At 58.4% G+C, this 22978-nt stretch carries 17 protein-coding genes; 11 read left to right on the top strand and 6 right to left on the bottom strand.

The genetic code is table 11. From position 1 onward, the window contains the following. Positions 1–52: 52 nt before the first annotated feature. Positions 53–1102, bottom strand: coding sequence for an AI-2E family transporter (locus tag L6R44_RS15785; protein ID WP_032644598.1), 1050 nt, complete (start codon positions 1100–1102; stop codon positions 53–55). A 145-nt stretch (positions 1103–1247) separates the two neighbouring features. Here L6R44_RS15785 and L6R44_RS15780 point away from each other — a divergent pair, with 145 nt between their 5' ends. Beyond that, on the top strand, positions 1248–2465 hold the full coding sequence (locus L6R44_RS15780) for an MFS transporter (RefSeq protein WP_237424728.1): 1218 nt from the start codon (positions 1248–1250) through the stop codon (positions 2463–2465). A gap of 3 nt (positions 2466–2468) precedes the next feature. Here the strand turns inward: L6R44_RS15780 and L6R44_RS15775 are convergent, their stop codons facing one another. Both L6R44_RS15775 and L6R44_RS15770 read right to left on the bottom strand, forming a co-directional pair. After that, positions 2469–3026: a DcrB family lipoprotein gene (locus tag L6R44_RS15775; RefSeq protein WP_237424727.1), complete on the bottom strand. Its 558-nt coding sequence runs from the start codon at positions 3024–3026 to the stop codon at positions 2469–2471. Positions 3027–3098: 72 nt separating this feature from the next. Beyond that, positions 3099–3764: a 7-cyano-7-deazaguanine/7-aminomethyl-7-deazaguanine transporter gene (locus L6R44_RS15770; protein WP_237424726.1), complete on the bottom strand. Its 666-nt coding sequence runs from the start codon at positions 3762–3764 to the stop codon at positions 3099–3101. Between the two features lie 167 nt (positions 3765–3931). On the opposite strand from L6R44_RS15770, the gene tusA reads away from it, so the two are divergent. Next, entirely contained in the window at positions 3932–4174 is a 243-nt protein-coding gene (gene tusA / locus L6R44_RS15765) for a sulfurtransferase TusA (protein ID WP_023615786.1), read from the top strand. 100 nt (positions 4175–4274) lie between these two features. Here the strand turns inward: tusA and yhgN are convergent, their stop codons facing one another. After that, a complete protein-coding gene (gene yhgN, locus L6R44_RS15760) occupies positions 4275–4868 on the bottom strand; it encodes an NAAT family transporter YhgN (RefSeq protein WP_003861574.1) in 594 nt (197 codons plus the stop codon). 177 nt (positions 4869–5045) lie between these two features. On the opposite strand from yhgN, the gene asd reads away from it, so the two are divergent. The 6 genes from asd (at position 5046) to glgP (ending at position 15767) form a co-directional block, all read left to right on the top strand. Beyond that, positions 5046–6149 carry an aspartate-semialdehyde dehydrogenase gene (asd, locus tag L6R44_RS15755; protein ID WP_237424725.1) on the top strand — a complete coding sequence of 368 codons (1104 nt, stop codon included), beginning with the start codon at positions 5046–5048 and terminating at the stop codon, positions 6147–6149. Positions 6150–6398: 249 nt separating this feature from the next. Next, entirely contained in the window at positions 6399–8585 is a 2187-nt protein-coding gene (gene glgB / locus L6R44_RS15750; protein WP_237424724.1) for a 1,4-alpha-glucan branching enzyme, read from the top strand. After that, positions 8582–10555, top strand: a complete 1974-nt coding sequence (gene glgX, locus L6R44_RS15745) for a glycogen debranching protein GlgX (RefSeq protein ID WP_237424723.1) — start codon at positions 8582–8584, stop codon at positions 10553–10555. Before glgB ends, glgX begins: the two co-directional genes overlap by 4 nt. Before the next feature lie 17 nt (positions 10556–10572). Beyond that, complete coding sequence (gene glgC, locus L6R44_RS15740; RefSeq protein WP_032644590.1) at positions 10573–11868, top strand: glucose-1-phosphate adenylyltransferase; 1296 nt, start codon at positions 10573–10575, stop codon at positions 11866–11868. After that, positions 11868–13301 (top strand): glycogen synthase GlgA, encoded by a 1434-nt coding sequence (glgA, locus tag L6R44_RS15735; RefSeq protein WP_032644589.1) that lies wholly within the window; start codon positions 11868–11870, stop codon positions 13299–13301. Before glgC ends, glgA begins: the two co-directional genes overlap by 1 nt. 18 nt (positions 13302–13319) lie before the next feature. Then, a complete protein-coding gene (gene glgP, locus L6R44_RS15730; RefSeq protein WP_237424722.1) occupies positions 13320–15767 on the top strand; it encodes a glycogen phosphorylase in 2448 nt (815 codons plus the stop codon). Between the two features lie 86 nt (positions 15768–15853). Here glgP and glpD read toward each other — a convergent pair whose 3' ends face one another. Beyond that, the gene (glpD, locus tag L6R44_RS15725; protein WP_237424721.1) at positions 15854–17362 is read right to left on the bottom strand and encodes a glycerol-3-phosphate dehydrogenase; all 1509 of its coding nucleotides are present in this window, start codon (positions 17360–17362) and stop codon (positions 15854–15856) included. 302 nt (positions 17363–17664) lie between these two features. Between glpD and glpE the strand changes: the two genes are divergently transcribed. Genes glpE through L6R44_RS15710 form a run of 3 tightly spaced genes read left to right on the top strand, consistent with a single transcriptional unit; the run spans position 17665 to position 19650 of the window. Then, positions 17665–17997: a thiosulfate sulfurtransferase GlpE gene (glpE, locus tag L6R44_RS15720; RefSeq protein ID WP_008503062.1), complete on the top strand. Its 333-nt coding sequence runs from the start codon at positions 17665–17667 to the stop codon at positions 17995–17997. Positions 17998–18044: 47 nt separating this feature from the next. Next, on the top strand, positions 18045–18875 hold the full coding sequence (glpG, locus tag L6R44_RS15715; RefSeq protein WP_032644586.1) for a rhomboid family intramembrane serine protease GlpG: 831 nt from the start codon (positions 18045–18047) through the stop codon (positions 18873–18875). A 16-nt stretch (positions 18876–18891) separates the two neighbouring features. Continuing rightward, entirely contained in the window at positions 18892–19650 is a 759-nt protein-coding gene (locus L6R44_RS15710; RefSeq protein WP_008503060.1) for a DeoR/GlpR family transcriptional regulator, read from the top strand. A gap of 81 nt (positions 19651–19731) precedes the next feature. Here L6R44_RS15710 and malT read toward each other — a convergent pair whose 3' ends face one another. Beyond that, the gene (gene malT / locus L6R44_RS15705) at positions 19732–22437 is read right to left on the bottom strand and encodes an HTH-type transcriptional regulator MalT (RefSeq protein WP_032644585.1); all 2706 of its coding nucleotides are present in this window, start codon (positions 22435–22437) and stop codon (positions 19732–19734) included. Positions 22438–22978 lie beyond the last annotated feature (541 nt).

Below are 22978 nucleotides of genomic sequence, written 5' to 3'. Positions count from 1 at the left end.
AAACCATTACTATAATCTATTGTCCCCGGTAATGGCTAACCCGACCAGCGGCTTAGCCCGGTAACCGGCTTTTTGGCCGCCCCGGCCCGAGCAGGATCGCCAGCTTGCTGCCGCCTTTGGTGGTCTCCATCCAGATCTTACACACGCTGGTCAGGGGGACAGACAGCAGCATCCCGACCGGGCCGAGCAGCCATCCCCAAACCAGTAAGGATAAAAACACCACCAGCGTCGACATGCCGAGCCGGTGTCCCATCATGCGCGGCTCAAGAATATTCCCCAGCACCATATGCACGACGAGGAACAGCGCGCCGACCAGCATGCATTCGTAAAAACCGTTAAACAGAAACGCCTGAATCATCGGCGGCACGGCGGAAAGCACCGCGCCAATATTGGGCACGTAGTTAAGCAGAAACGCCAGTACGCCCCACATCAGCGCGAACTGCACGTCCATCAGCATCAGCCCCAGCCAGACAATCACCCCCGTCCAGACGCTCAGGAGGGTTTTCAGCGCCAGATATTTAGAGACGCCCTTCAGCGCCCGGTGCAGGCCGGCAATGTGGATCTGCGGATTATTTAACGCAAAGCGCAGCTTATAGGGGACGTGGCGGACTTCGAACAGCATAAACACTACCGTCATGACCAGCAGCAGAATGCTGGCCATCGCGCCGGACAGCCCCGTCATCAGGGTGGTTGCGTAGGTCATGACCTTCTCGGAATCCATCCTGCGCAGCATCCGTTCGGGTGAGATATGCAGATTAAGAAAGGGCACCATCTCCTGCAGCGCCACAATTTTACGGGTCAGCTCTTTGTTGTACTGCGGCAGCATGGTGGAGAATTCACTCAGCGAGGCCGCCAGCACGCCGAAGAGCGCCGTCAGGGCAATCAGCATCACGATGACGACGATGGTGATGGCAACCGGACGGCTCACCCCACGGCGTAAAAACCAGGTGACCAGCGGATTAAGCACGATGGCAAAAAAGAGCGCCAGCAGGAGCTGAACAATAATGTCGGCGGCAGCATGGATACCCGCAAGGATAACCACCAGGCAGGCGAGCTTTAATAAGATGTGGAGTCCTGCTTTGTCGGACGGGTTAGCGATCATGCGTGTTCCTTAATATGATGACCCGGTAAGTGTAGTGCCCGGGCCTCGCTTCGTCTGGCACCGTTAATCTGAAAGTCGGGGCTGATTTTCTTATTGCGCCGTGGTAATAGTGAAACACTGTTGTAAAAAATCCAGGTAGAACCCCATGCCCGAACCCGCCGCTGAACCGGCACTGAGCGGACTGCGCCTCAATCTGCGCATCGTTTCCGTTGTGATTTTTAACTTTGCCAGCTATCTCACCATCGGCCTGCCGCTGGCGGTCCTGCCGGGCTATGTCCATGACGTCATGGGCTTCAGCGCCTTCTGGGCGGGGCTGGTAATTAGCCTGCAGTATTTCGCTACGCTTCTCAGCCGCCCGCATGCCGGGCGCTACGCGGACGCGTTCGGACCAAAAAGCATCGTAGTCGTGGGGCTGTGCGGCTGTTTCCTCAGCGGCCTGAGCTACCTGCTGGCGGCCACCACCAGCCACTGGCCGCTGGTCAGCCTGGCGCTGCTCTGCCTGGGGCGCGTTATCCTCGGTATTGGGCAAAGCCTGGCGGGAACCGGCTCGACGCTGTGGGGCGTGGGGGTGGTTGGCGCGCCGCACATTGGCCGGGTGATCTCCTGGAACGGGATTGTCACCTACGGCGCGATGGCGCTTGGGGCGCCGCTCGGCGTGGCCTGCTATGCGCTTGGCGGGCTGTATGGGCTGGCCGTCACCATAATGGCGGTCGCGCTGCTGGCGATCCTCTTTGCGCTGCCGCGCCCGAAGGTGAAGGCCAGCAAGGGCAAGCCGCTGCCGTTTCGGGCTGTGCTGGGACGCGTCTGGCCGTACGGCATGGCCCTGGCCCTGGCGACCACCGGTTTCGGCGTCATTGCGACCTTCATTACCCTGTTCTACGACGCCAAAGGCTGGGACGGCGCGGCCTTTGCGTTAACCCTGTTCAGCTGTGCGTTCGTTGGCGCGCGCCTGCTTTTTCCTAACGGCATCAACCGCCTGGGCGGGCTGAACGTGGCGATGATCTGCTTTGCGATAGAGATTGTCGGGCTGCTGCTGACCGGAATAGCGATGGTGCCCTGGGTCGCGAAGGTGGGCGTGTTCCTCGCGGGGGCAGGCTTTTCCCTGGTCTTCCCGGCGCTGGGCGTGGTGGCGGTAAAAGCCGTGCCGCAGCAGAATCAGGGCGCGGCGCTGGCGACCTATACGGTGTTTATGGATATGTCGTTAGGCATTACCGGCCCGCTGGCGGGGCTGGTGATGGCCTGGGCAGGCGTGCCGGTGATTTATCTTGCCGCGGCGGGTCTGGTGGTCATTGCGCTGCTGCTGACGTGGCGGCTAAAAAAAGGGCCCCCGGTGCAGGCACCGGAGGCCACGTCATCATCGTGAAGGTTACTGGATCGCGATGGTGTTAATGATGTTTTCAGCCGCCGTCTGCGCTTTCTGCTGATCTTCCGCTGGCAGGGTGATCTGCAGGGTCAGCAGTTTGTTATCGACCTTGCCCAGCACGACAGAAGAGTACGCGGTCTGGCCTTTGGCGGAGATGATGCTGTCGAGCTGTTGCAGCGTGTGGCCTTTCAGCTCGATGGATTTATTGGTCACCACCTGCAGCTGCGGGTCGCGGCCGCGCTGCTGATCTTCCAGACGTTTGGACAGCACGGCCAGGTCTTCGCTGGTGTCGTCGCCCACAATCACAATGACCGCTTTCTGCCCGGTTGCGTCGGAGTAAACGTGCATGTTGTTCGCCTGGGTGCCCAGCTTGCCGCTCTGGTCAGTCATATCGGCTGGCAGAGAGAAAGTGAGTTTGCCATCCATCAGATTCACCGGCTGACCGGTCGCGTTGCTCTCTGCGGATGCGCCCTGAGCAGGCGTTTTCGTGTCGCTGTTATCACAGGCTGCAAGACCCACAACCAGCAGGCCAATCCCGACATATTTAACCAGATTGCGCATTGACTTCTTCCTTTCGATAAACGGCCATAACGGCTCATTCGCCCATCTTATCACAACTGATAAAGCGAACCCTTAACCAGCCTGCAATGCCGTGATTTCAGATTTATCTGCCAGCCTTTTCAGCAGCATATTGAGCAGTACGCCGTACATCGGCAGGAAGAAAACAATGCTGATGAGGACCTTGAAGCAGTAGTCCACCAGCGCGATTTCCATCCAGTGCTCGGCCATGAACGCGTCCGGGCTGCGCCAGAAGGCGATGAAGAAGAAGGCCAGCGTATCGCTCACGTTACCGAACAGCGTGGAGGCAGTAGGCGCCATCCACCAGCGATGGTTCCGACGCAGGCGGTTAAACACGTGCACGTCAAGGATCTGCCCCAGCGCGTAGGCCATAAAGCTTGCCGCAGCGATACGGGCAACAAACAGGTTGAAGTGGGTTAACGCCTCAATGCCCTGCCAGCTTCCCATATAAAACAGAGACGACACTACGTACGAGATGAACAGCGCCGGAAGCATGACCGCAAAAATAATGCGGCGAGCCAGCGGGGCGCCAAAGATACGCACGGTTAAATCCGTGGCGAGGAAAATAAACGGAAAGCTGAATGCGCCCCAGGTCGTATGGAAACCAAAGATGGAGATCGGGAGCTGCACCAGATAGTTACTGGAGGTGATCACCAGCAAATGGAAAAGCGAAAGCCAGAACAACGCTTTTACGCGCTGTGATTCAGAAAACTGCGTCATATTGTGACCTTTTTATACGTTGGGGTGAGGGAACCCAATAAAAACCGCAGCATGATACTGCTTTAGCCGGACATTGCAATGGTTAGTTTTTACGCAATCGTTAACCTGGTTTGCATTGCGCGCAACCGGGCGTAAACTACAGCCGTTTTTACCAGACCGAGAAGACCATGACCGACCTGTTTTCCAGCCCAGACCACACCCTTGATGCCCAGGGCCTTCGCTGCCCGGAACCGGTAATGATGGTGCGTAAAACCGTGCGCAATATGCAGACCGGTGAAACGCTGCTGATCGTTGCCGACGACCCGGCCACGACCCGCGATATTCCCGGTTTTTGTACCTTTATGGAGCATGAGCTGGTGGCACAGCAGACAGAAGCGCTGCCGTATCGATATTTGATTCGTAAGGGCTAAGTTTTGTAGGCCGGGTAAGGCGAAGCCGCCACCCGGCAAAAATACGTCCTCTGCGGCCTGATGCCCACCCCGGCCCTCTCCCACGGGGAGAGGGAGAAAGTCAGCCTTTCATCCACGCGCGGATCCCGTCCAGGAACATCTGCGTCGCCATCATCACCAGAATCAGCCCCATCAGGCGTTCCAGCGCGTTCACCCCTTTCTCGCCCAGCAGGCGCAGGAATAGCGAAGACTGCAGCAGGATAATAAACGTCCCGCCCCAGGCGATCAGTAGGGCAATTACCAGGTGGCTCATCTGGTTCGGATACTGATGCGAAAGCAGCATCAGCGTGGCCAGAATGGTCGGCCCGGCGACGAGGGGAATCGCCAGCGGCACGATAAACGGCTCTTCACCCGCAGGCAGGCCGCTGCTGCTGCCTTCCGCGCTCGGGAAAATCATCTTAATGGCAATCAGGAACAGAATAATCCCGCCGGAAATCGACACGGTTTCAGCGCGCAGGTTCAGGAACGCGAGAATTTTTTCACCTGCAAACAGGAAGATAAACATCACCAGCAGGGCGATGAGCAGCTCGCGGATCATGATCGCCCGGCGGCGCTTCGGCTCGGTGTGCTTTAGCACCGACATGAAGATAGGCAGGTTACCCAGGGGATCCATAATCAGGATCAATAAAACCGCGGCGGAAATGATTTCACTCATGTAAATTATCCCTGAACATCTCTAAGGTTATTATGATAATTAGCTGTATTTCTGATTGCCGGGCAATCATCGATTAATTTCGCTTGCGACTTTGGCAGCATTTTGTAATGTGAAGCATATCCCAGTTCAATACTGGCTTGCACAATCAGCACACACCCTCAGCAGGAAAAAAATGCTATGAAAAACGTTGGTTTTATCGGCTGGCGCGGTATGGTCGGCTCTGTACTCATGCAACGCATGGTTGAAGAGCGCGACTTCGACGCTATCCGCCCGGTCTTCTTCTCCACTTCTCAGCTTGGCCAGGCTGCTCCGTCCTTTGGTGGTACCACAGGCACGTTGCAGGATGCTTACGATCTGGAAGCGCTGAAGGCACTCGACATTGTTGTGACGTGCCAGGGCGGCGATTATACCAACGAAATCTATCCAAAGCTGCGTGAAAGCGGCTGGCAGGGCTACTGGATTGACGCAGCCTCATCGCTGCGCATGAAGGACGATGCCATTATTATTCTCGACCCGGTGAACCAGGGGGTTATCACCGACGCCCTGAACAGCGGCGTGAAAACCTTTGTCGGCGGTAACTGCACCGTCAGCCTGATGCTGATGTCCCTCGGCGGCCTGTTCGCGCAGGATCTGGTGGAGTGGGTCTCCGTGGCGACCTACCAGGCCGCATCCGGCGGCGGCGCGCGCCACATGCGCGAGCTGCTTACCCAGATGGGCCAGCTGCATAACAGCGTCGCGACCGAGCTGGCAAACCCGGCCTCCGCAATCCTGGATATCGAGCGTAAAGTCACCGATCTGACCCGCAGCGGCGCGCTGCCGGTGGATAACTTTGGCGTACCGCTGGCCGGCGGCCTGATCCCGTGGATCGACAAACAGCTGGATAACGGCCAGACCCGCGAAGAGTGGAAGGGCCAGGCTGAGACCAACAAAATCCTCAATACCGCGAACACCATTCCGGTTGACGGTCTGTGCGTACGTATCGGTGCGCTGCGCTGCCACAGCCAGGCCTTCACCATTAAACTGAAAAAAGATGTGTCTATTCCGACCGTGGAAGAGCTGCTGGCCGCGCACAATCCGTGGGCGAAAGTGGTACCAAACGATCGCGACATCACCATGCGCGAGCTGACCCCGGCTGCCGTGACCGGCACGCTGACCACGCCGGTTGGCCGCCTGCGCAAGCTGAACATGGGGCCGGAGTACCTCTCCGCGTTCACCGTTGGCGACCAGCTCCTGTGGGGCGCCGCCGAGCCGCTGCGCCGCATGCTGCGCCAGCTGGCGTAATAATTTGTTAACGACCGGGGGTGATTTTCACCCCCTTTTTTTGCGTACTACATGGAGTAACACGCGTATGCCTTATTTTTTATCAGGAGTCATCTAGAGCGTTGGCTATGCTTTAAGGAAGAGTCATTTCTTACCTGAGGTTCGAACGGAACAGAATGGATGCACATTTTTGTGCTGTCCCGTTCAGGTCACATTAAAAGTCGTCCCGGAGCGCTTAAAAAGGACGACATAAAAAACAGGATGAATACCATGTCCGATCGTGTGGATAGAGACGTGATTAATGCGCTTATTGCGGGTCATTTTGCCGACCCCTTTTCCGTGCTGGGGATGCACCGTACAGAGGCGGGTCTGGAAGTTCGGGCGCTGTTACCGGATGCCACCGAAGTCTGGGTGATTGAGCCCAAAACCGGCCGCAAGGTCGGTAATCTTGAATGCCTCGATTCTCGTGGCTTCTTCTCGGGCGTGATGCCCCGCCGTAAAAACCCTTTTCGCTATCAGCTTGCCGTTCTCTGGCACGGCCAGCAAAACCTGATTGACGATCCTTACAGCTTTGGCCCTCTGCTGAAGGAGATGGATGCCTGGCTGCTCTCCGAAGGAACGCATCTTCGCCCTTATGAAACGCTGGGTGCCCATGCCGATACCATGGACGGCATTACCGGCACGCGGTTCTCCGTGTGGGCGCCTAACGCCCAGCGCGTCTCCGTGGTCGGCCAGTTCAACTACTGGGACGGTCGCCGCCACCCGATGCGCCTGCGTCGGGAAACCGGCATTTGGGAGCTGTTTATCCCCGGGGCGCACTACGGGCAGCTGTATAAATTCGAGATGATCGACGCCCACGGCAAGCTGCGCATTAAAGCCGACCCGTATGCCTTCGAGGCGCAGATGCGCCCGGACACGGCGTCGCTGATTTGCGGCCTGCCGGAGAAGGTGGTCCAGACGGAAGAGCGTAAACAGGCCAACCGCTTTGATGCCCCCATCTCCGTCTATGAAGTGCATCTTGGCTCCTGGCGTCGCCACACCGATAACAACTTCTGGCTCAGCTACCGGGAGCTTGCCGACCAGCTGGTGCCGTACGCCAAATGGATGGGCTTTACCCACCTTGAGCTGCTGCCGGTCAATGAGCACCCGTTCGACGGCAGCTGGGGCTACCAGCCCACCGGTCTTTATGCGCCGACCCGCCGCTTCGGCACGCGCGATGACTTCCGCTATTTTATTGATGCCGCGCACGCCGCCGGGCTGAGCGTCATCCTCGACTGGGTGCCGGGCCATTTCCCGGCGGATGATTTCGCGCTGGCAGAGTTTGACGGCACGAAGCTGTACGAGCACAGCGACCCGCGCGAAGGCTATCACCAGGACTGGAACACGCTGATCTACAACTACGGTCGGCGTGAGGTTGCAAACTACCTGGTCGGGAACGCCCTGTACTGGATCGAGCGCTTCGGCATTGATGCCCTGCGCGTGGATGCGGTGGCGTCGATGATCTACCGCGACTACAGCCGCAAAGAGGGCGAGTGGATCCCGAACGAGTATGGCGGCCGCGAAAACCTGGAAGCCATTGAATTCCTGCGCAATACCAACCGCATTATCGGCGAGCAGGTGGACGGTGCCGTGACCATGGCGGAGGAGTCGACCGACTTTGCGGGCGTCTCGCGACCGCCATCCTCAGGCGGTCTGGGGTTCTGGTATAAGTGGAACCTGGGCTGGATGCACGACACGCTCGACTACATGAAGCTGGATCCGGTTCACCGCAAGTATCATCACGATAAGCTGACGTTCGGGATACTCTACAACTACACCGAAAACTTCATGCTGCCGCTGTCGCACGATGAAGTGGTGCACGGCAAAAAGTCGATTCTCGACCGCATGCCGGGCGACGCGTGGCAGAAGTTTGCCAACCTGCGCGCCTACTACGGCTGGCTGTTTGCCTTCCCGGGTAAAAAGCTGCTGTTTATGGGCAACGAGTTCGCGCAGGGGCGCGAGTGGAACCACGATACCAGCCTCGACTGGCACCTGCTGGAAGGCGGCGACAACTGGCACCACGGCGTGCAGCGCCTGGTGCGCGACCTGAACCTGACCTATCGCCACCACAAGGCGCTGCACGAGCTCGATTTCGATCCTTACGGCTTTGAGTGGCTGGTGGTGGACGACCACGAGCGTTCGGTGTTTGTCTTCGTGCGGCGTGACAAGGCGGGTAACGAGATCATCGTCGCCAGCAACTTTACGCCGGTGCCGCGCGAACACTACCGCTTCGGCATCAACCAGCCGGGCAAATGGCGCGAAATCCTCAATACCGATTCGATGCACTACCACGGCAGCAACGCCGGTAACGGCGGGCTGGTGCAGAGCGACGTCATCGAAAGCCACGGGCGGCCAAACTCCCTGTGCCTGACGCTGCCGCCGCTTGCCACCATCTGGCTGATGCGGGAGGGCGAATGACGCAGCTTACGGCAGGTCATCCCGAACCGCACGGCGCGCGTTTTGACGGTAAGGGCGTGAACTTCACGCTTTTTTCCGCTCACGCTGAGCGGGTAGAGCTTTGCGTGTTTGATGGGGAAGGTAACGAGCACCGTTACGATCTCCCCGCGCGCACGGGGGATACCTGGCACGGCTATCTGGCCGGAGGACGGCCAGGCATGCACTATGGCTTTCGCGTACACGGCCCGTGGGAACCGGCGCAGGGTCACTGGTTTAACCCGGCGAAGCTGCTGATTGACCCGTGCGCGCACCGCGTCGATGGCGAGTTTAAAGACAACCCGCTCTTCCACGTGGGCTACGGCGAGCCCGACCATCGCGACAGCGCGCCCTTCGTGCCCAAAAGCGTGGTGGTGAACGATCTGTACGACTGGGAAGACGATGCTCCGCCGCGCACGCCGTGGGGCAATACCGTCATTTATGAAGCCCACGTCAAAGGGCTGACCTGGCTGCACCCGTCTATCCCTAAGGAGATGCGCGGCACCTATAAGGCGCTCGGGCATCCCACCATGATCGCCTACCTGAAACACCTCGGCATCACCGCCCTTGAACTGCTCCCCGTCGCCCATTTTGCCAGCGAACCGCGCCTGCAGCGGCTCGGGCTGAGCAACTACTGGGGCTACAACCCGCTGGCGATGTTTGCGCTCGAACCGCGCTATGCCGTCCATCCGGAAAAAGCGCGGGAGGAGTTCCGCGATGCGGTGAAGTCGCTCCACGCGGCGGGCATTGAGGTCATTCTGGACGTGGTGCTGAACCACAGCGCAGAAAGCGATCTCGACGGCCCGACGCTCTCCATGCGCGGAATTGATAACCGTAGCTATTATTGGATCAGGCAGGATGGTGATTATGAGAACTGGACCGGCTGCGGCAACACGCTCAACCTCAGCCATCCGGCGGTCACGCATTTTGCTTATGAATGCCTGAAATACTGGGTAGAGACGTTCCACGTCGACGGTTTTCGTTTCGACCTGGCGCCGGTGATGGGGCGCACGCCAGCGTTCAGCCAGCAGGCGCCGCTGTTTGAGGCGATAAAAAACTGTCCGGTGCTCTCGCAGGTGAAGCTCATCGCGGAGCCGTGGGACATTGGAGAAGGTGGATATCAGGTCGGGAATTTCCCGCCGCTGTTTGCCGAGTGGAACGACCACTATCGCGATGCCGCGCGCCGCTTCTGGCTGGAGCGGAATCTGCCGCTGGGGGAATTTGCCGGGCGCTTTGCCGCGTCCAGCGATCTCTTTAAGCGCGACGGCAAACGCCCGTCGGCCACCGTTAATCTGGTGACGGCGCACGACGGTTTTACGCTCAGGGACTGCGTTTGTTTCAATCAGAAACACAATGAGGCAAACGGCGAAGAGAATCGCGATGGGACTAACAATAACCATAGCTTTAACCATGGTATAGAAGGGTTAGGCGGAAGTCTGGATGTGATAGAGCGGCGACGCGCCAGCGTCCATGCGCTGCTGACCACGCTTTTATTGTCGCAGGGCACGCCGATGCTGCTGGCGGGCGATGAGCACGGTCACAGCCAGCACGGCAACAACAACGCCTATTGCCAGGATAACACCCTGACCTGGCTTGACTGGGGGGAGGCCAACAGCGGGTTGATCCATTTCACCGCCGCGCTGATCCACCTCCGCCAGCAGATCCCCGCCCTTACCGCCGATCGCTGGTGGGAAGAGGGTGACGGCAACGTTCGCTGGCTGAATAAAGACGCGCAACCGTTAAGCGCGCAAGAGTGGCAACACGGCGTCCCACGCCTGCAAATCCTGCTGTCGGATAAATGGCTGGTCACGCTGAACGCGACGGATGACGTCGCAGAGATTGTTTTACCTGACGGGGAGTGGCGCGCCGTTCCCCCCTTTGCCGGAGCGGATAATCCGGTAGTAATGGCTGTCTGGCACGGGCCTGCGCACGGAGTGTGCGTATTCCAAAGATGATAAAAAAGGAGTTAGTCATGGTTAGATTAGAGAAGAACGATCCCTTAATGTTGGCACGCCAGCTACCCTTAAAAACGGTTGCCCTGATACTTGCGGGCGGGCGTGGTACCCGCCTGAAAGATTTGACCATCAAGCGCGCCAAGCCTGCCGTTCACTTCGGTGGTAAGTTCCGCATCATCGATTTTGCCCTCTCCAACTGCCTGAACTCGGGCATTCGCCGCATTGGCGTCATTACGCAGTATCAGTCGCACACCCTGGTGCAGCATATTCAGCGCGGCTGGTCATTCTTCAGCGAGGAGATGAACGAGTTTGTCGATCTCCTGCCTGCTCAGCAGCGCGTTCACGGCGAGAACTGGTATCGCGGGACGGCGGATGCGGTGACCCAGAACCTCGACATCATTCGTCGCTATAGCGCGGAATACATTGTCATCCTCGCCGGGGACCACATCTACAAGCAAGATTACTCCCACATGCTGATCGACCACGTCGAAAAAGGGGCGCGCTGCACCGTGGCGTGTCTGCCGGTGCCCGTTGCCGAGGCGACGGCGTTTGGCGTGATGCACGTGGATGCCGACGATAAAATCATCGACTTCGTTGAAAAACCGGCGAACCCGCCAACCATGCCGGGCGATGACACCAAATCGCTCGCCAGCATGGGGATCTATGTCTTTGATGCAGATTATCTTTATGAGCTGCTGGAAGAAGACGACAAAGACGAAAACTCCAGCCACGACTTTGGCAAAGATATCATCCCGAAAATCACCCAGGCTGGCATGGCATATGCACATCCTTTCCCGCTGTCCTGCGTGCAGTCCGATCCGAACGCGGAGCCTTACTGGCGCGACGTGGGCACGCTGGAAGCGTACTGGAAAGCGAACCTCGACCTGGCGTCGGTCACGCCTGAGCTGGATATGTACGATCAGAACTGGCCGATTCGAACCCATATGGAATCCCTGCCGCCGGCCAAGTTCGTGCAGGACCGCTCCGGCAGCCACGGCATGACGCTGAACTCGCTGGTGTCCGGCGGGTGCATTATCTCCGGTTCGGTGGTGGTGCAGTCGGTGCTGTTCCCGCGCGTGCGGATAAATTCATTCTGTAATATCGATTCGGCAGTCTTATTGCCGGATGTCTGGGTAGGGCGCTCGTGTCGTCTGCGTCGTTGCGTGATCGACCGCGCCTGCGTCATCCCTGAGGGGATGGTCATCGGTGAAAACGCGGAAGAAGACGCGCGTCGTTTCTACCGTTCGGAAGAGGGGATCGTGTTAGTTACACGGGAAATGTTGCGGAAGCTGCAGATCAAACAGGAGCGATGATGCAGGTTTTACACGTATGTTCTGAGATGTTCCCGTTGTTAAAAACGGGCGGTCTGGCAGATGTTCTGGGTGCATTACCGGCAGCGCAAATCGCCGGAGGCGTGGATACCCGAGTCCTGCTGCCCGCCTTTCCGGATATCCGGCGCGGCATTCCTGATGCAAAGGTTGTGACCCGCCGTGAAACGTTTGCCGGACGCATTACCCTGCTGTTTGGACATTACAATGGCGTAGGGATTTACCTGATCGACGCGCCGCACCTGTACGACCGACCGGGCAGTCCGTATCACGATACGAACCTGTTCGCCTACACCGATAACGTGCTGCGCTTTGCGCTGCTCGGCTGGGTCGGCGCTGAAATGGCGACGGGGCTGGATCCGTTCTGGCGCCCGAACGTGGTGCACGCGCATGACTGGCACGCCGGGCTTGCCCCGGCGTATCTCGCCGCGCGCGGCCACCCGGCGAAATCGGTCTTCACCGTGCATAACCTGGCGTACCAGGGGATGTACTACGCGCACCATATGAATGACATCGATCTGCCATGGTCGTTCTATAACATGCACGGGCTAGAGTTCAACGGGCAGATCTCGTTCCTGAAAGCCGGGCTGTACTACGCCGATCACATCACGGCGGTCAGCCCAACCTATGCGCGAGAAATCACCCAGCCGGCGTTTGGCTACGGCATGGAAGGGTTGCTGCAGCAGCGCCATCGGGAAGGCCGCCTGTCGGGCATTCTGAACGGCGTGGATGAACAGATCTGGAGCCCGGAAACCGATCTCCTGCTGGCGGCGCGCTATGGCCGCGATTCCGTGGAAGACAAAGCGGAAAACAAACGCCAGCTGCAGATTGCGATGGGCCTGAAGGTTAACGACAAAGTGCCGCTGTTTGCGGTGGTCAGCCGCCTGACCAGCCAGAAAGGGCTGGATCTGGTGCTGGAGGCGCTGCCCGGTTTGCTTGAGCAGGGGGGACAGCTAGCGCTGCTTGGCGCGGGCGACCCGGTGCTGCAGGAAGGTTTCCTTGCCGCCGCCGCGGAACACCCGGGGCAGGTGGGCGTGCAGATTGGCTACCACGAGGCGTTCTCGCACCGCATCATGGGCGGCGCGGACGTCATCCTGGTGCCCAGCCGCTTCGAACCCTGCGGCCTGACGCAGCTTTACGGCCTGAAATACGGCACGCTGCCGCTGGTGCGCCGCACGGGCGGGCTGGCGGATACCGTATCCGACAGCTCTCTGGAAAACCTGGCGGACGGTATCGCCAGCGGGTTTGTCTTTGAGGACAGTAATGCCTGGTCGCTGCTTCGGGCGATTCGGCGTGCTTTCGTCTTGTGGTCCCGCCCATCGCTCTGGCGTTACGTTCAGCGTCAGGCGATGTCCATGGACTTTAGCTGGCACGTCGCGGCGCAGTCGTACCGCGATCTCTATCAACGCTTGATGTAACGAGGCGAAGTTACTGATATGAACGCTCCATTTAGCTACTCTTCACCCACGCTCAGCGTTGAGGCGTTAAAGCACTCTATCGCCTACAAGCTGATGTTCACCATCGGGAAAGATCCGGTTATTGCCAACAAGCACGAGTGGCTGAACGCCACCCTGTTTGCGGTGCGCGACCGTTTAGTTGAACGCTGGCTGCGCTCAAACCGCGCCCAGCTCTCGCAGGAAACGCGTCAGGTTTACTACCTGTCGATGGAATTTTTGATTGGCCGCACGCTGTCCAACGCGCTGCTGTCGCTCGGCATTTACGACGACGTCAAAACCGCCCTGGAAGAGATGGGGCTGGATTTAGAAGAGCTGATTGACGAAGAGAACGACCCGGGCCTCGGCAACGGCGGCCTGGGGCGTCTTGCCGCCTGCTTCCTCGACTCGCTGGCGACGCTGGCGCTGCCGGGCCGCGGCTACGGCATTCGCTACGACTACGGCATGTTCAAGCAGAACATCGTCGACGGGCGGCAGAAAGAGTCCCCGGACTACTGGCTGGAGTACGGCAACCCGTGGGAGTTCAAGCGCCACAACACGCGCTACAAGGTGCGCTTTGGCGGGCGTATTCAGCAGGAAGGAAAAAAATCCCGCTGGGTGGAAACGGAAGAGATCCTGGCCGTGGCCTACGACCAGATCATCCCCGGCTACGACACCGACGCCACCAACACGCTGCGCCTGTGGAGCGCCCAGGCGAGCAGCGAAATTAACCTCGGTAAATTTAACCAGGGTGACTACTTTGCGGCGGTGGAAGATAAAAACCACTCCGAGAACGTTTCCCGCGTGCTGTATCCGGACGACTCGACCTACTCGGGCCGCGAGCTGCGCCTGCGTCAGGAGTATTTCCTCGTCTCCTCGACCATTCAGGACATCCTCAGCCGCCACCACCAGCTGCACAAAACCTACGCCAACCTGGCGGAGAAAACCGCGATCCACCTTAACGACACCCATCCGGTGCTCTCTATTCCGGAGCTGATGCGCCTGCTGATCGACGAGCATAAGTTCAGCTGGGATGACGCCTTTGAGGTGACCTGCCAGGTGTTCTCGTACACCAACCACACGCTGATGAGCGAGGCGCTGGAGACGTGGCCGGTGGATATGCTCGGCAAAATCCTGCCGCGCCATCTGCAGATTATCTTTGAGATTAACGACTACTTCCTTAAGACCCTGCAGGAGCAGTATCCGAACGATACCGGGCTGCTGAGCCGCGCGTCCATCATTGATGAATCGAACGGACGCCGCGTGCGCATGGCCTGGCTGGCGGTCGTCATCAGCCACAAGGTCAACGGCGTGTCCGGGCTTCACTCGAACCTGATGGTGCAGTCGCTGTTTGCGGACTTCGCGAAGATCTTCCCGACGCGGTTCTGCAACGTGACCAACGGCGTCACCCCGCGCCGCTGGCTGGCGCTGGCCAACCAGCCGCTCTCGGAGGTGCTGGACGAGAACATTGGCCGCACCTGGCGTACCGACCTGAGCCAGCTGAGCGAGCTGGAACAGCATATTGATTTCCCGACGGTGAACAAGGCCGTGCGCGAAGCCAAGCTGCTGAACAAAAAGCGTCTGGCGGTCTGGCTGGCGATGCACCTCAACGTGGTGGCAAACCCGAAGGCGCTGTTCGACGTGCAGATCAAACGCATCCACGAGTACAAGCGTCAGCTGATGAACGTGCTGCACGTGATCACCCATTACAACCGCATCAAGGCCGATCCGACGGCCGAATGGGTGCCGCGCGTGAAGATCTTCGCCGGCAAGGCGGCGTCGGCCTACTACATGGCGAAGCACATCATTCATCTCATCAACGACGTGGCGAAGGTGGTCAACCAGGATCCGGACATTGGCGACAAGCTGAAGGTGGTCTTCATTCCGAACTACAGCGTCAGCCTGGCGCAGCTGATCATCCCGGCGGCGGATCTCTCTGAGCAGATTTCCACGGCGGGGACGGAAGCGTCCGGCACCAGTAACATGAAGTTTGCCCTTAACGGCGCGCTGACCATCGGCACGCTTGACGGGGCGAACGTCGAGATGCTGGAGCACGTGGGCGAAGAAAATATCTTTATCTTCGGTAATACGACGGAAGAGGTGGAGGCGCTGCGCAGGAAAGGCTACTCGCCGCGTCAATATTACGAAGAGGATGAAGAGTTGCGCCAGGTGCTGACGCAGATCGCGACCGGCGTGTTTAGCCCTGATGAACCGAGCCGCTATCGCGATCTGGTCGATTCGCTGATTAACTTTGGCGATCACTACCAGGTGCTGGCGGATTACCGCAGCTACGTGGACTGTCAGGACAAGGTGGACGAGCTGTATCGCCAGCCGGAGAAGTGGACCAGCGCCGCGATGTACAACATCGCCAATATGGGCTATTTCTCGTCTGACAGGACCATCAAGGAGTATGCCGATACGATCTGGCATATTGATCCGGTGAGGCTGTAAAAACAAAGCCCGGTGGCGCTGCGCTTACCGGGCCTACGGGATCGAGTAGGCCGGGTAAGGCGGAGCCGCCACCCGGCTTTTTTCAATTACGACGCTAACGACAGCTCACGCTTTCCCGCATTTTGCAGCAGCCACTGCGCCACGCGAGACTGCTGCTCGGCATTCAGCCACATCCCTTCTTTGGTGCGGCGCCAGATGGCGTCGTCCAGACGACGCACCCACTCGTGCTCCACCAGATAGCGCAGCTCGGCTTCGTACAGCTCGTGGCCGAAATGCTCGCCCAGATCCGCAATGTCCTTCGCCTCACCCAGCAACAGCTCGGTATTGCTGCCGTAGGTGCGGGCGTAGTGGCGCGCCATGCCTTCGGTGATGAACGGGAAGCGACGGCGCAGCTTCGCGGCGTAATCATCGCGGTTATCGCCGATATCACCGCCGGGCAGTACCGCGCCCTTGGTCCATGCCGGGCCAATGCCTTTATAGTACGGCGCCAGTTTTTCCAGCGCGTGCTCGGCCAGCTTGCGGTAGGTGGTAAGCTTGCCGCCAAATACCGACAGCAGCGGCGCCTGGCCGTCAACGTCGTGAATATCCAGCGTATAGTCACGGGTAATCGCCTGCGGAGAGTCAGACTCGTCATCGCACAGCGGGCGCACGCCGGAGTAGGTCCAGACCACGTCGTCGCGCGACAGCTGTTTCTTAAAGTGCGCGTTATACACTTTGAGCAGGTAGTTCACTTCGCTCTCGTCGATCTCCACGCTTTTCGGGTCGCCTTTGTACTCCACGTCGGTGGTGCCAACGATCGAGAATTCGTCCATCCACGGGATCACAAACACGATGCGCTTGTCTTCGTTCTGCAGAATGTAGGCCTGCTTCTGGGTATGCACGCGCGGTACCACGATGTGGCTGCCCTTGATCAGGCGGATGCCGTACGGTGAAGGCAGATGCATGCCGTCATCGAAGAACTGCTTCACCCACGGACCGGTGGCGTTCACCAGGCCGCGCGCTTTCCAGCTGAATTTCTCGCCGGTATCGATATCTTCCGCTTCCACAATCCACAGGCCGTTTTCACGACGGGCAGCGGTCGCGCGGGTGCGGGTTTTCACCTCGCCGCCTTTCTTCTCGACCATCTGCGCATTCGCCAGTACCAGACGCGCATCGTCCACCCAGCAGTCGGAATATTCGAATCCGCGCACGATTTCAGGCTTAAGGACCGATTCTGAGCCAAAACGCAACCCTTTCGAACCCGGGAGGCTGGTGCGTTTACCCAGATGATCGTACATAAACAGACCAATTCGGATCATCCACGCCGGACGCAGGTGCGGGCGATGGGGCAGGCGGAAGCGCATCGGAATCGCCAGATGCGGGGCCATTTTGAGCAGCACTTCACGTTCGGCCAGCGCTTCGCTAACCAGGCGGAATTCGTAGTGTTCCAGGTAGCGCAGGCCACCGTGAATCAGCTTGGAGCTGGCGGACGACGTCGCGCAGGCGAGATCGTTAGCTTCCAGCATCAGTACGGATAAACCGCGTCCTGCGGCATCGACCGCAATACCGGCACCGTTGATGCCACCGCCTATCACAATCAGATCTTTGGTTTCCATAACACCCTCATGCACTTTCGTTAAAGCTCAGAAATGTTCGATATCGCTCATGATAGCAAAGGAACGCGCTTTTGGTAACATCAAAAAAACAATTTAGAGTGATATGGATAACATAATGGCGTTTACCCGCCGCCAGGACGTACACTACGGGGTAAAATAGTGCGGTCTGATGCCCTTTCCCCTCACCCTAACCCTCTCCCCAGAGGGGCGAGGGAATGGTTTGCTCCCTCTCCCTTATAAGGAGAGGGCTGGGGTGAGGGTCAGCAAGCCGCATAAAATCTGAATAATCGAAAGAGAACACCATGGATCAGTTTGAATGTATTAACGTAGAAGAAGCCCACCAGAAGATGCACCAGGGAAAAGCGGTGCTGGTGGACATCCGCGATCCGCAGAGTTTTGCGATGGGCCATACCCCGGGCGCGTTTCATCTCACCAACGACACGCTGGGCGCGTTTATGCGCGATAACGACTTCGACACGCCGGTCATGGTCATGTGCTACCACGGCAACAGCAGCAAAGGCGCGGCGCAGTATCTGCTCCAGCAGGGTTATGACGCGGTTTATAGCGTCGACGGCGGCTTCGATGCCTGGCATCGTCATTTCCCGGCGGAAGTGGAATACGCGTTTGAGCGCTAATCCCGCTATACTGTCCCCTTTTGTGTGGAAATAAGCGACCGCTGCCCATGTTGATGATCACCTCTTTTACCAACCCGCGCGTCGCCCAGGCGTTTGTCGACTATATGGCGACGCAGGGCGTTATTCTGACTATTCAGCAACATACGCAGACCGACGTCTGGCTGGCCGATGAGAGCCAGGCCGGGCGGGTAAACGAGGAGCTGGCGCGTTTTCTTGAGAACCCGGGTGACCCTCGCTATCTGGCGGCAAGCTGGCAATCCGGCCAGACGGGCAGCGGACTGCACTACAGCCGCTTTCCCTTCCTTGCCACTATTCGCGAACGCGCGGGCCCGTTTACGCTGCTGCTGATGGCGGCCTGCATTATCGTCTTCATTATTATGAACGTGGTGGGCGACCAGAGCGTGATGATTGCCCTGGCCTGGCCCTATGACCCGTCTCTTGAGTTTGACGTCTGGCGCTACTTTACCCACGCGCTGATGCACTTCTCGGTGATGCATATCCTCTTTAACCTGCTGTGGTGGTGGTATCTCGGCGGCGCCGTTGAAAAGCGCCTGGGCAGCGGCAAGCTGATCGTTATCACCATTATCAGCGCCCTGCTGAGCGGCTACGTACAGCACAAGTTTAGCGGGCCGTGGTTCGGCGGGCTGTCGGGCGTCGTGTATGCCCTGATGGGCTACGTCTGGCTTCGCGGGGAGCGCGATCCGGAAAGCGGCATCTATCTGCAGCGCGGATTAATAACCTTTGCGTTAATATGGCTAATTGCCGGATGGTTTGATCTGTTTGGTATGTCTATCGCCAACGGTGCGCACGTCGCCGGGCTGGCCGTGGGGCTGGCGATGGCCTTTGCCGACACGCTCCATGCGCGAAAACGAACATAATTCTCAGGGATAATTGATGAAACAAACACAACGTCATGACGCCATTATCGAGCTGGTTAAAAAACAGGGATACGTCAGCACCGAAGAGCTGGTCGAGCAGTTTGCCGTCAGCCCGCAAACCATCCGTCGTGACCTGAACGACCTGGCCGATCAGAACCGTATTCTTCGCCACCACGGCGGGGCGGCGCTGCCGTCCAGTTCGGTCAACACCTCCTGGCACGACCGTAAAGCCACGCAGACGGCGGAGAAAGAACGCATTGCCCGTAAAGTGGCAAGCCAGATCCCCAACGGGGCGACGCTGTTTATTGATATCGGCACCACGCCGGAAGCGGTCGCCCATGCCCTGCTGGATCACGAGAACCTGCGCGTGGTGACCAACAACCTGAACGTCGCCAACACCCTGATGCAGAAAGACGATTTCCGCATCATCCTCGCGGGCGGCGAGCTGCGCAGCCGCGACGGCGGGATTATCGGCGAAGCGACCCTCGATTTTATCTCTCAGTTCCGCCTCGACTTCGGCATTCTGGGGATCAGCGGCATCGACAGCGACGGCTCGCTGCTGGAGTTTGATTACCACGAGGTGCGCACCAAGCGCGCGATCATTGAAAACTCACGCCACGTGATGCTGGTGGTGGACCATTCCAAGTTTGGCCGTAACGCGATGGTGAACATGGGCAGCATCAGCATGGTGGATGCGGTCTATACCGACGTGATGCCGCCGGCGGGCGTCATGCAGGTAATTAAAGATAATAATTTGCAGTTGGAATTGTGCTAACGGTTGTGTAGGGTGGCGCTGCGCTTACCCGACCTACAACACCCGTAGGCCCGTGCAAGCGTAGCGCCGCCGGGCAATGAATTACACTCCGTAGCCCATCATCTTCAATAATTGCTGCGCATGCTGCACCGCGTCCTGACGATGCGCCACGCCCAGCTTCTGGTATAGGTTGCGGATGTGCGTTTTGATGGTGGTCGCCGCCACCGCCAGCTCGCCGGCAATCTGCTCGTTGCTGTAGCCGGAATAGATCAGCCCCAGCACCTGCCATTCTCGCTGGGTGAGCGGGCTGGTGCGGATAAGCTCCGGCACTTCCGGATGGTTCAGCAGACGTTCAACAAAGTTCTCATCAAAATGCGCGAACTTGTGCCGATGGTGCTGGTTAATCTCGCGCAAAATACGCTGGGCGCGATGCTGATCCAGCTCCGGCAGCGTGTTGAGCTGAATAAGCTGGCGCAGCTGCTGCGCCATCACTTCACCCTCAATCACAAAGTGGCTGATAAACCCGGTGCGGTTCGCCAGCTGCAGCGCTTCCAGCAGCACGCGCTGGGCGTCGTTTTTACGACCCGCCTGCCAGTAAAGCTGGTTAAGCAGCAGCAGGTTGCGGTTCAGGTCGCTCATCAGGCGCAGGCTGCGCGCGTTCTCGTTCAGCTCTTCCAGCACGATCTCCGCGGGCTCTAGTTCGCCGAGCAGGATCTGCGCGCGGGCAATGTTGCGCCACTGGCTCTGCAGGAAGTGGTTGTTCGCAAATTCCGGTTTTGGCGTCTGACGCAGCCAGTTGGCGGCGGATTTTTTATCGCCGGTCATCTGCCAGTAAATCACCCGGACCTTATCGGCGTTTGACACCCAGTCGCTGTGATACTGACCATTGCCGAGCAGGTTTTCCAGGCGGTTAAGATGGTTTCGGGCGTTATCGAGATCGCCCCGCGCCAGCGAGCACTGCACCAGCAGCGCCAGACACTGCAGCTGCTGCTGAGGCTGGAAGCTCGACAGCACGTCCACACCCTGGCGGGCGCAGCTTTCTGCTTCATCCAGACGCGACCACGCCCACAGCAGCTGAGCGCGAATACGCAACAGGAACTCGTGCATCGGCAGCTGTTCCAGATGCTGCTCACGAATCAGCTGGAACGCTTTCTCCTGGTTTTCCCAGGCGGCCTGCAGGAACCCCTGCGCGAATAAAATCTCGCTCTGCTGGATCAGGCTCCACAGCGCGTAGTGCCAGACGTCATGACGACGCGCCATCTGTTCGGTTTGCTGCATGAGTGAAAGCGAACGCGTGAGGTCGCCTTTGCAGTGCAGCACTTCACCATGCACCGAGGTCGCCACGATGCGGCTGTAGAAGTTAGCCAGCGGCAGTTCAGCCAGTGCGACCATCGCCAGCCGTTCCGCTTCTTCCGGATCGCCATCGTTAATGGCCACCTGAGCACGCAGGGCGTTGAACTCGCCGTGCAGGGTGGTATCCATTTCGCTTTCCATCTCCTGCTCGGCGCGCGCCAGCAGGGTATTCACTTCGCTGTAGCGATGCTGGCTTTGCATCAGCCAGGCCTGCAGCAGCACAAGACGCGGGTTCTCCAGCAGGCTTTCCCACGGCAGGGCTTTGAGGGACTCTTCCAGCAGCGTCAGTTCGCTGTGGTTAAACAGGCCCCAGGCATGATTGAGGAGGATATCGCGCAGCATGCTGGCATCACCGGCGGCCAGCGCGTGGTGGATGGCCTCGCTCGGGAAGCCTTGTGCCATCCAGCTTTCGGCGGCGGCGCGGTGGATCTCCGGAAGTTCAACCGCCAGCTCCCACTGACAGCGCTGGCGCAGGAAGCTGCCAAACAGCGGGTGATAGCTAAACCACTCGCCCGGATCGTCCATGCGCGTCAGGAACAGGCCCTGACGTTCAATCTCTTCCAGCTGCAGCTGGCCGTTTTCACAGCCCGTCACCCGCACGATCAGCGCGTCGTTCATGGAGCGCAGCAGGGAGCTTTTCAGCAGGAAATTACGCGTCGAAGGATCGACGCTGTCGAGCACCTCGTCCACCAGGTAGTCAGAAAGGTGGCTGGCGTTGATGCCTGCCAGACGGCGCGCCGACTGATGCGCCGGACTGTTGTTTTGCCGGGCAGAGAGGGCGATGAGCTGCAGCGCGGTGGCCCAGCCGGCAACGTCGTCACACAGACGGCTGCTTTCGGCGGCCTCGATCGGCGAGGTCAGGCGGCAGTCGAAGAACTGTTTCGCTTCCTGATGGGTAAAGGCCAGCTGCTGGCTGCCGATTTCCAGAAGCTGATCGCGCACGCGCAGGTTGGCAATACCCAGCTGCGGCAGGTTGCGTGACAGCACCACCAGCGTCAGGTTTTCCGGCTGATGGCGCAGGAAGAAACGCATCGATTCATGGATCACCGGGTTCGTAATGAGATGGTAATCATCAATCACCACGTAAAGCGGGCGATGCCATTCGGCCAGTTCGATGAACAGCTGAGAGAAAAGGGAGGACAGGCTGGCGTACTGGCGCTTTTGCACCATCACCTCACTGGCGACGCAGTGTCCATGGGTGGCTTGCTGTATTGCGGCAATCAGATAGCTGGCAAAACGTTCTTGCTGATTATCTCCCTCATCAAGAGAGTACCAGCCAAGATCGCTCTTGCCTGCGGCCCATTGCGAAATGAGCGTTGTTTTTCCATAACCTGCAGGACTCGTAACCAGCGCCAGTCGGAAATTATGCGCGCCGGAAAGTTTAGCCAGCAGACGCTCGCGGACCACTGTATGGTCAAGACGAACCGGGCGACTTAATTTAGACGGAATCAACATAGGTTTCACTTCACTGTGGGGAACGAGAGATTTTATTTTTTTTGCGCTTCGTAATTAATGGGTATAAGTTCGGCCAATAAGTTAACTATTGCAAGTTATGTCTGGATTTGGTGGCTGTGAATTTGCACTCTGTCACAAAACATTCAGGCTGAGAATGGAACTTTCTGGAAAGGTGTTTGATGCCCCGTCAATGCTGGCTTGTATGGCTGCGTTGCGGCTGCGCTGAAACTGGTTTCAGGAAGGGATAGTGACGTCGAATTTAATATACTTCTGGTAAAGTTAAGGGAGATTAATAATCTCCTTAGCGATTTCCCGATTGCCGAAATATTATTCTACGTAAGTAATTATTTCGGCGGGGTTTAATTTCACCCGAAACCGCATTTCATTTCTTTGACATTCTCCTCGGTTACTTTTTTATCTTCCGGGCACACTCGAACTATGCTCTGAGAGTGGCCTTGATCACACTTTCCTGCTCATCCCCGCTACTCCTCCCTGTCTAATCCCCCTCGGGAGGAGGAAGAGGGGAAATGAGCCAGGCACA

This window comes from Enterobacter cloacae complex sp. ECC445 (assembly GCF_021892025.1).
Taxonomy (GTDB): Bacteria; Pseudomonadota; Gammaproteobacteria; order Enterobacterales; family Enterobacteriaceae; genus Enterobacter; species Enterobacter chengduensis.
The sequence above is the reverse complement of the archived record's forward strand: the minus strand, read 5'-3'. Positions and strand labels throughout refer to the sequence as shown.

What these genes read in the sequence shown, in the direction of transcription:
- glpG (WP_032644586.1), top strand. Translation starts at nt 18,045, where the DNA reads ATGTTGATGATCACCTCTTTTACCAACCCGCGCGTCGCCCAGGCGTTT.
- glgP (WP_237424722.1), top strand. Translation starts at nt 13,320, where the DNA reads ATGAACGCTCCATTTAGCTACTCTTCACCCACGCTCAGCGTTGAGGCG.
- L6R44_RS15785 (WP_032644598.1), bottom strand. Translation starts at nt 1,102, where the DNA reads ATGATCGCTAACCCGTCCGACAAAGCAGGACTCCACATCTTATTAAAG.
- glgB (WP_237424724.1), top strand. Translation starts at nt 6,399, where the DNA reads ATGTCCGATCGTGTGGATAGAGACGTGATTAATGCGCTTATTGCGGGT.
- glgX (WP_237424723.1), top strand. Translation starts at nt 8,582, where the DNA reads ATGACGCAGCTTACGGCAGGTCATCCCGAACCGCACGGCGCGCGTTTT.
- L6R44_RS15770 (WP_237424726.1), bottom strand. Translation starts at nt 3,764, where the DNA reads ATGACGCAGTTTTCTGAATCACAGCGCGTAAAAGCGTTGTTCTGGCTT.
- L6R44_RS15780 (WP_237424728.1), top strand. Translation starts at nt 1,248, where the DNA reads ATGCCCGAACCCGCCGCTGAACCGGCACTGAGCGGACTGCGCCTCAAT.
- glgA (WP_032644589.1), top strand. Translation starts at nt 11,868, where the DNA reads ATGCAGGTTTTACACGTATGTTCTGAGATGTTCCCGTTGTTAAAAACG.
- glpE (WP_008503062.1), top strand. Translation starts at nt 17,665, where the DNA reads ATGGATCAGTTTGAATGTATTAACGTAGAAGAAGCCCACCAGAAGATG.
- malT (WP_032644585.1), bottom strand. Translation starts at nt 22,437, where the DNA reads ATGTTGATTCCGTCTAAATTAAGTCGCCCGGTTCGTCTTGACCATACA.
- L6R44_RS15775 (WP_237424727.1), bottom strand. Translation starts at nt 3,026, where the DNA reads ATGCGCAATCTGGTTAAATATGTCGGGATTGGCCTGCTGGTTGTGGGT.
- glpD (WP_237424721.1), bottom strand. Translation starts at nt 17,362, where the DNA reads ATGGAAACCAAAGATCTGATTGTGATAGGCGGTGGCATCAACGGTGCC.
- tusA (WP_023615786.1), top strand. Translation starts at nt 3,932, where the DNA reads ATGACCGACCTGTTTTCCAGCCCAGACCACACCCTTGATGCCCAGGGC.
- L6R44_RS15710 (WP_008503060.1), top strand. Translation starts at nt 18,892, where the DNA reads ATGAAACAAACACAACGTCATGACGCCATTATCGAGCTGGTTAAAAAA.
- asd (WP_237424725.1), top strand. Translation starts at nt 5,046, where the DNA reads ATGAAAAACGTTGGTTTTATCGGCTGGCGCGGTATGGTCGGCTCTGTA.
- yhgN (WP_003861574.1), bottom strand. Translation starts at nt 4,868, where the DNA reads ATGAGTGAAATCATTTCCGCCGCGGTTTTATTGATCCTGATTATGGAT.
- glgC (WP_032644590.1), top strand. Translation starts at nt 10,573, where the DNA reads ATGGTTAGATTAGAGAAGAACGATCCCTTAATGTTGGCACGCCAGCTA.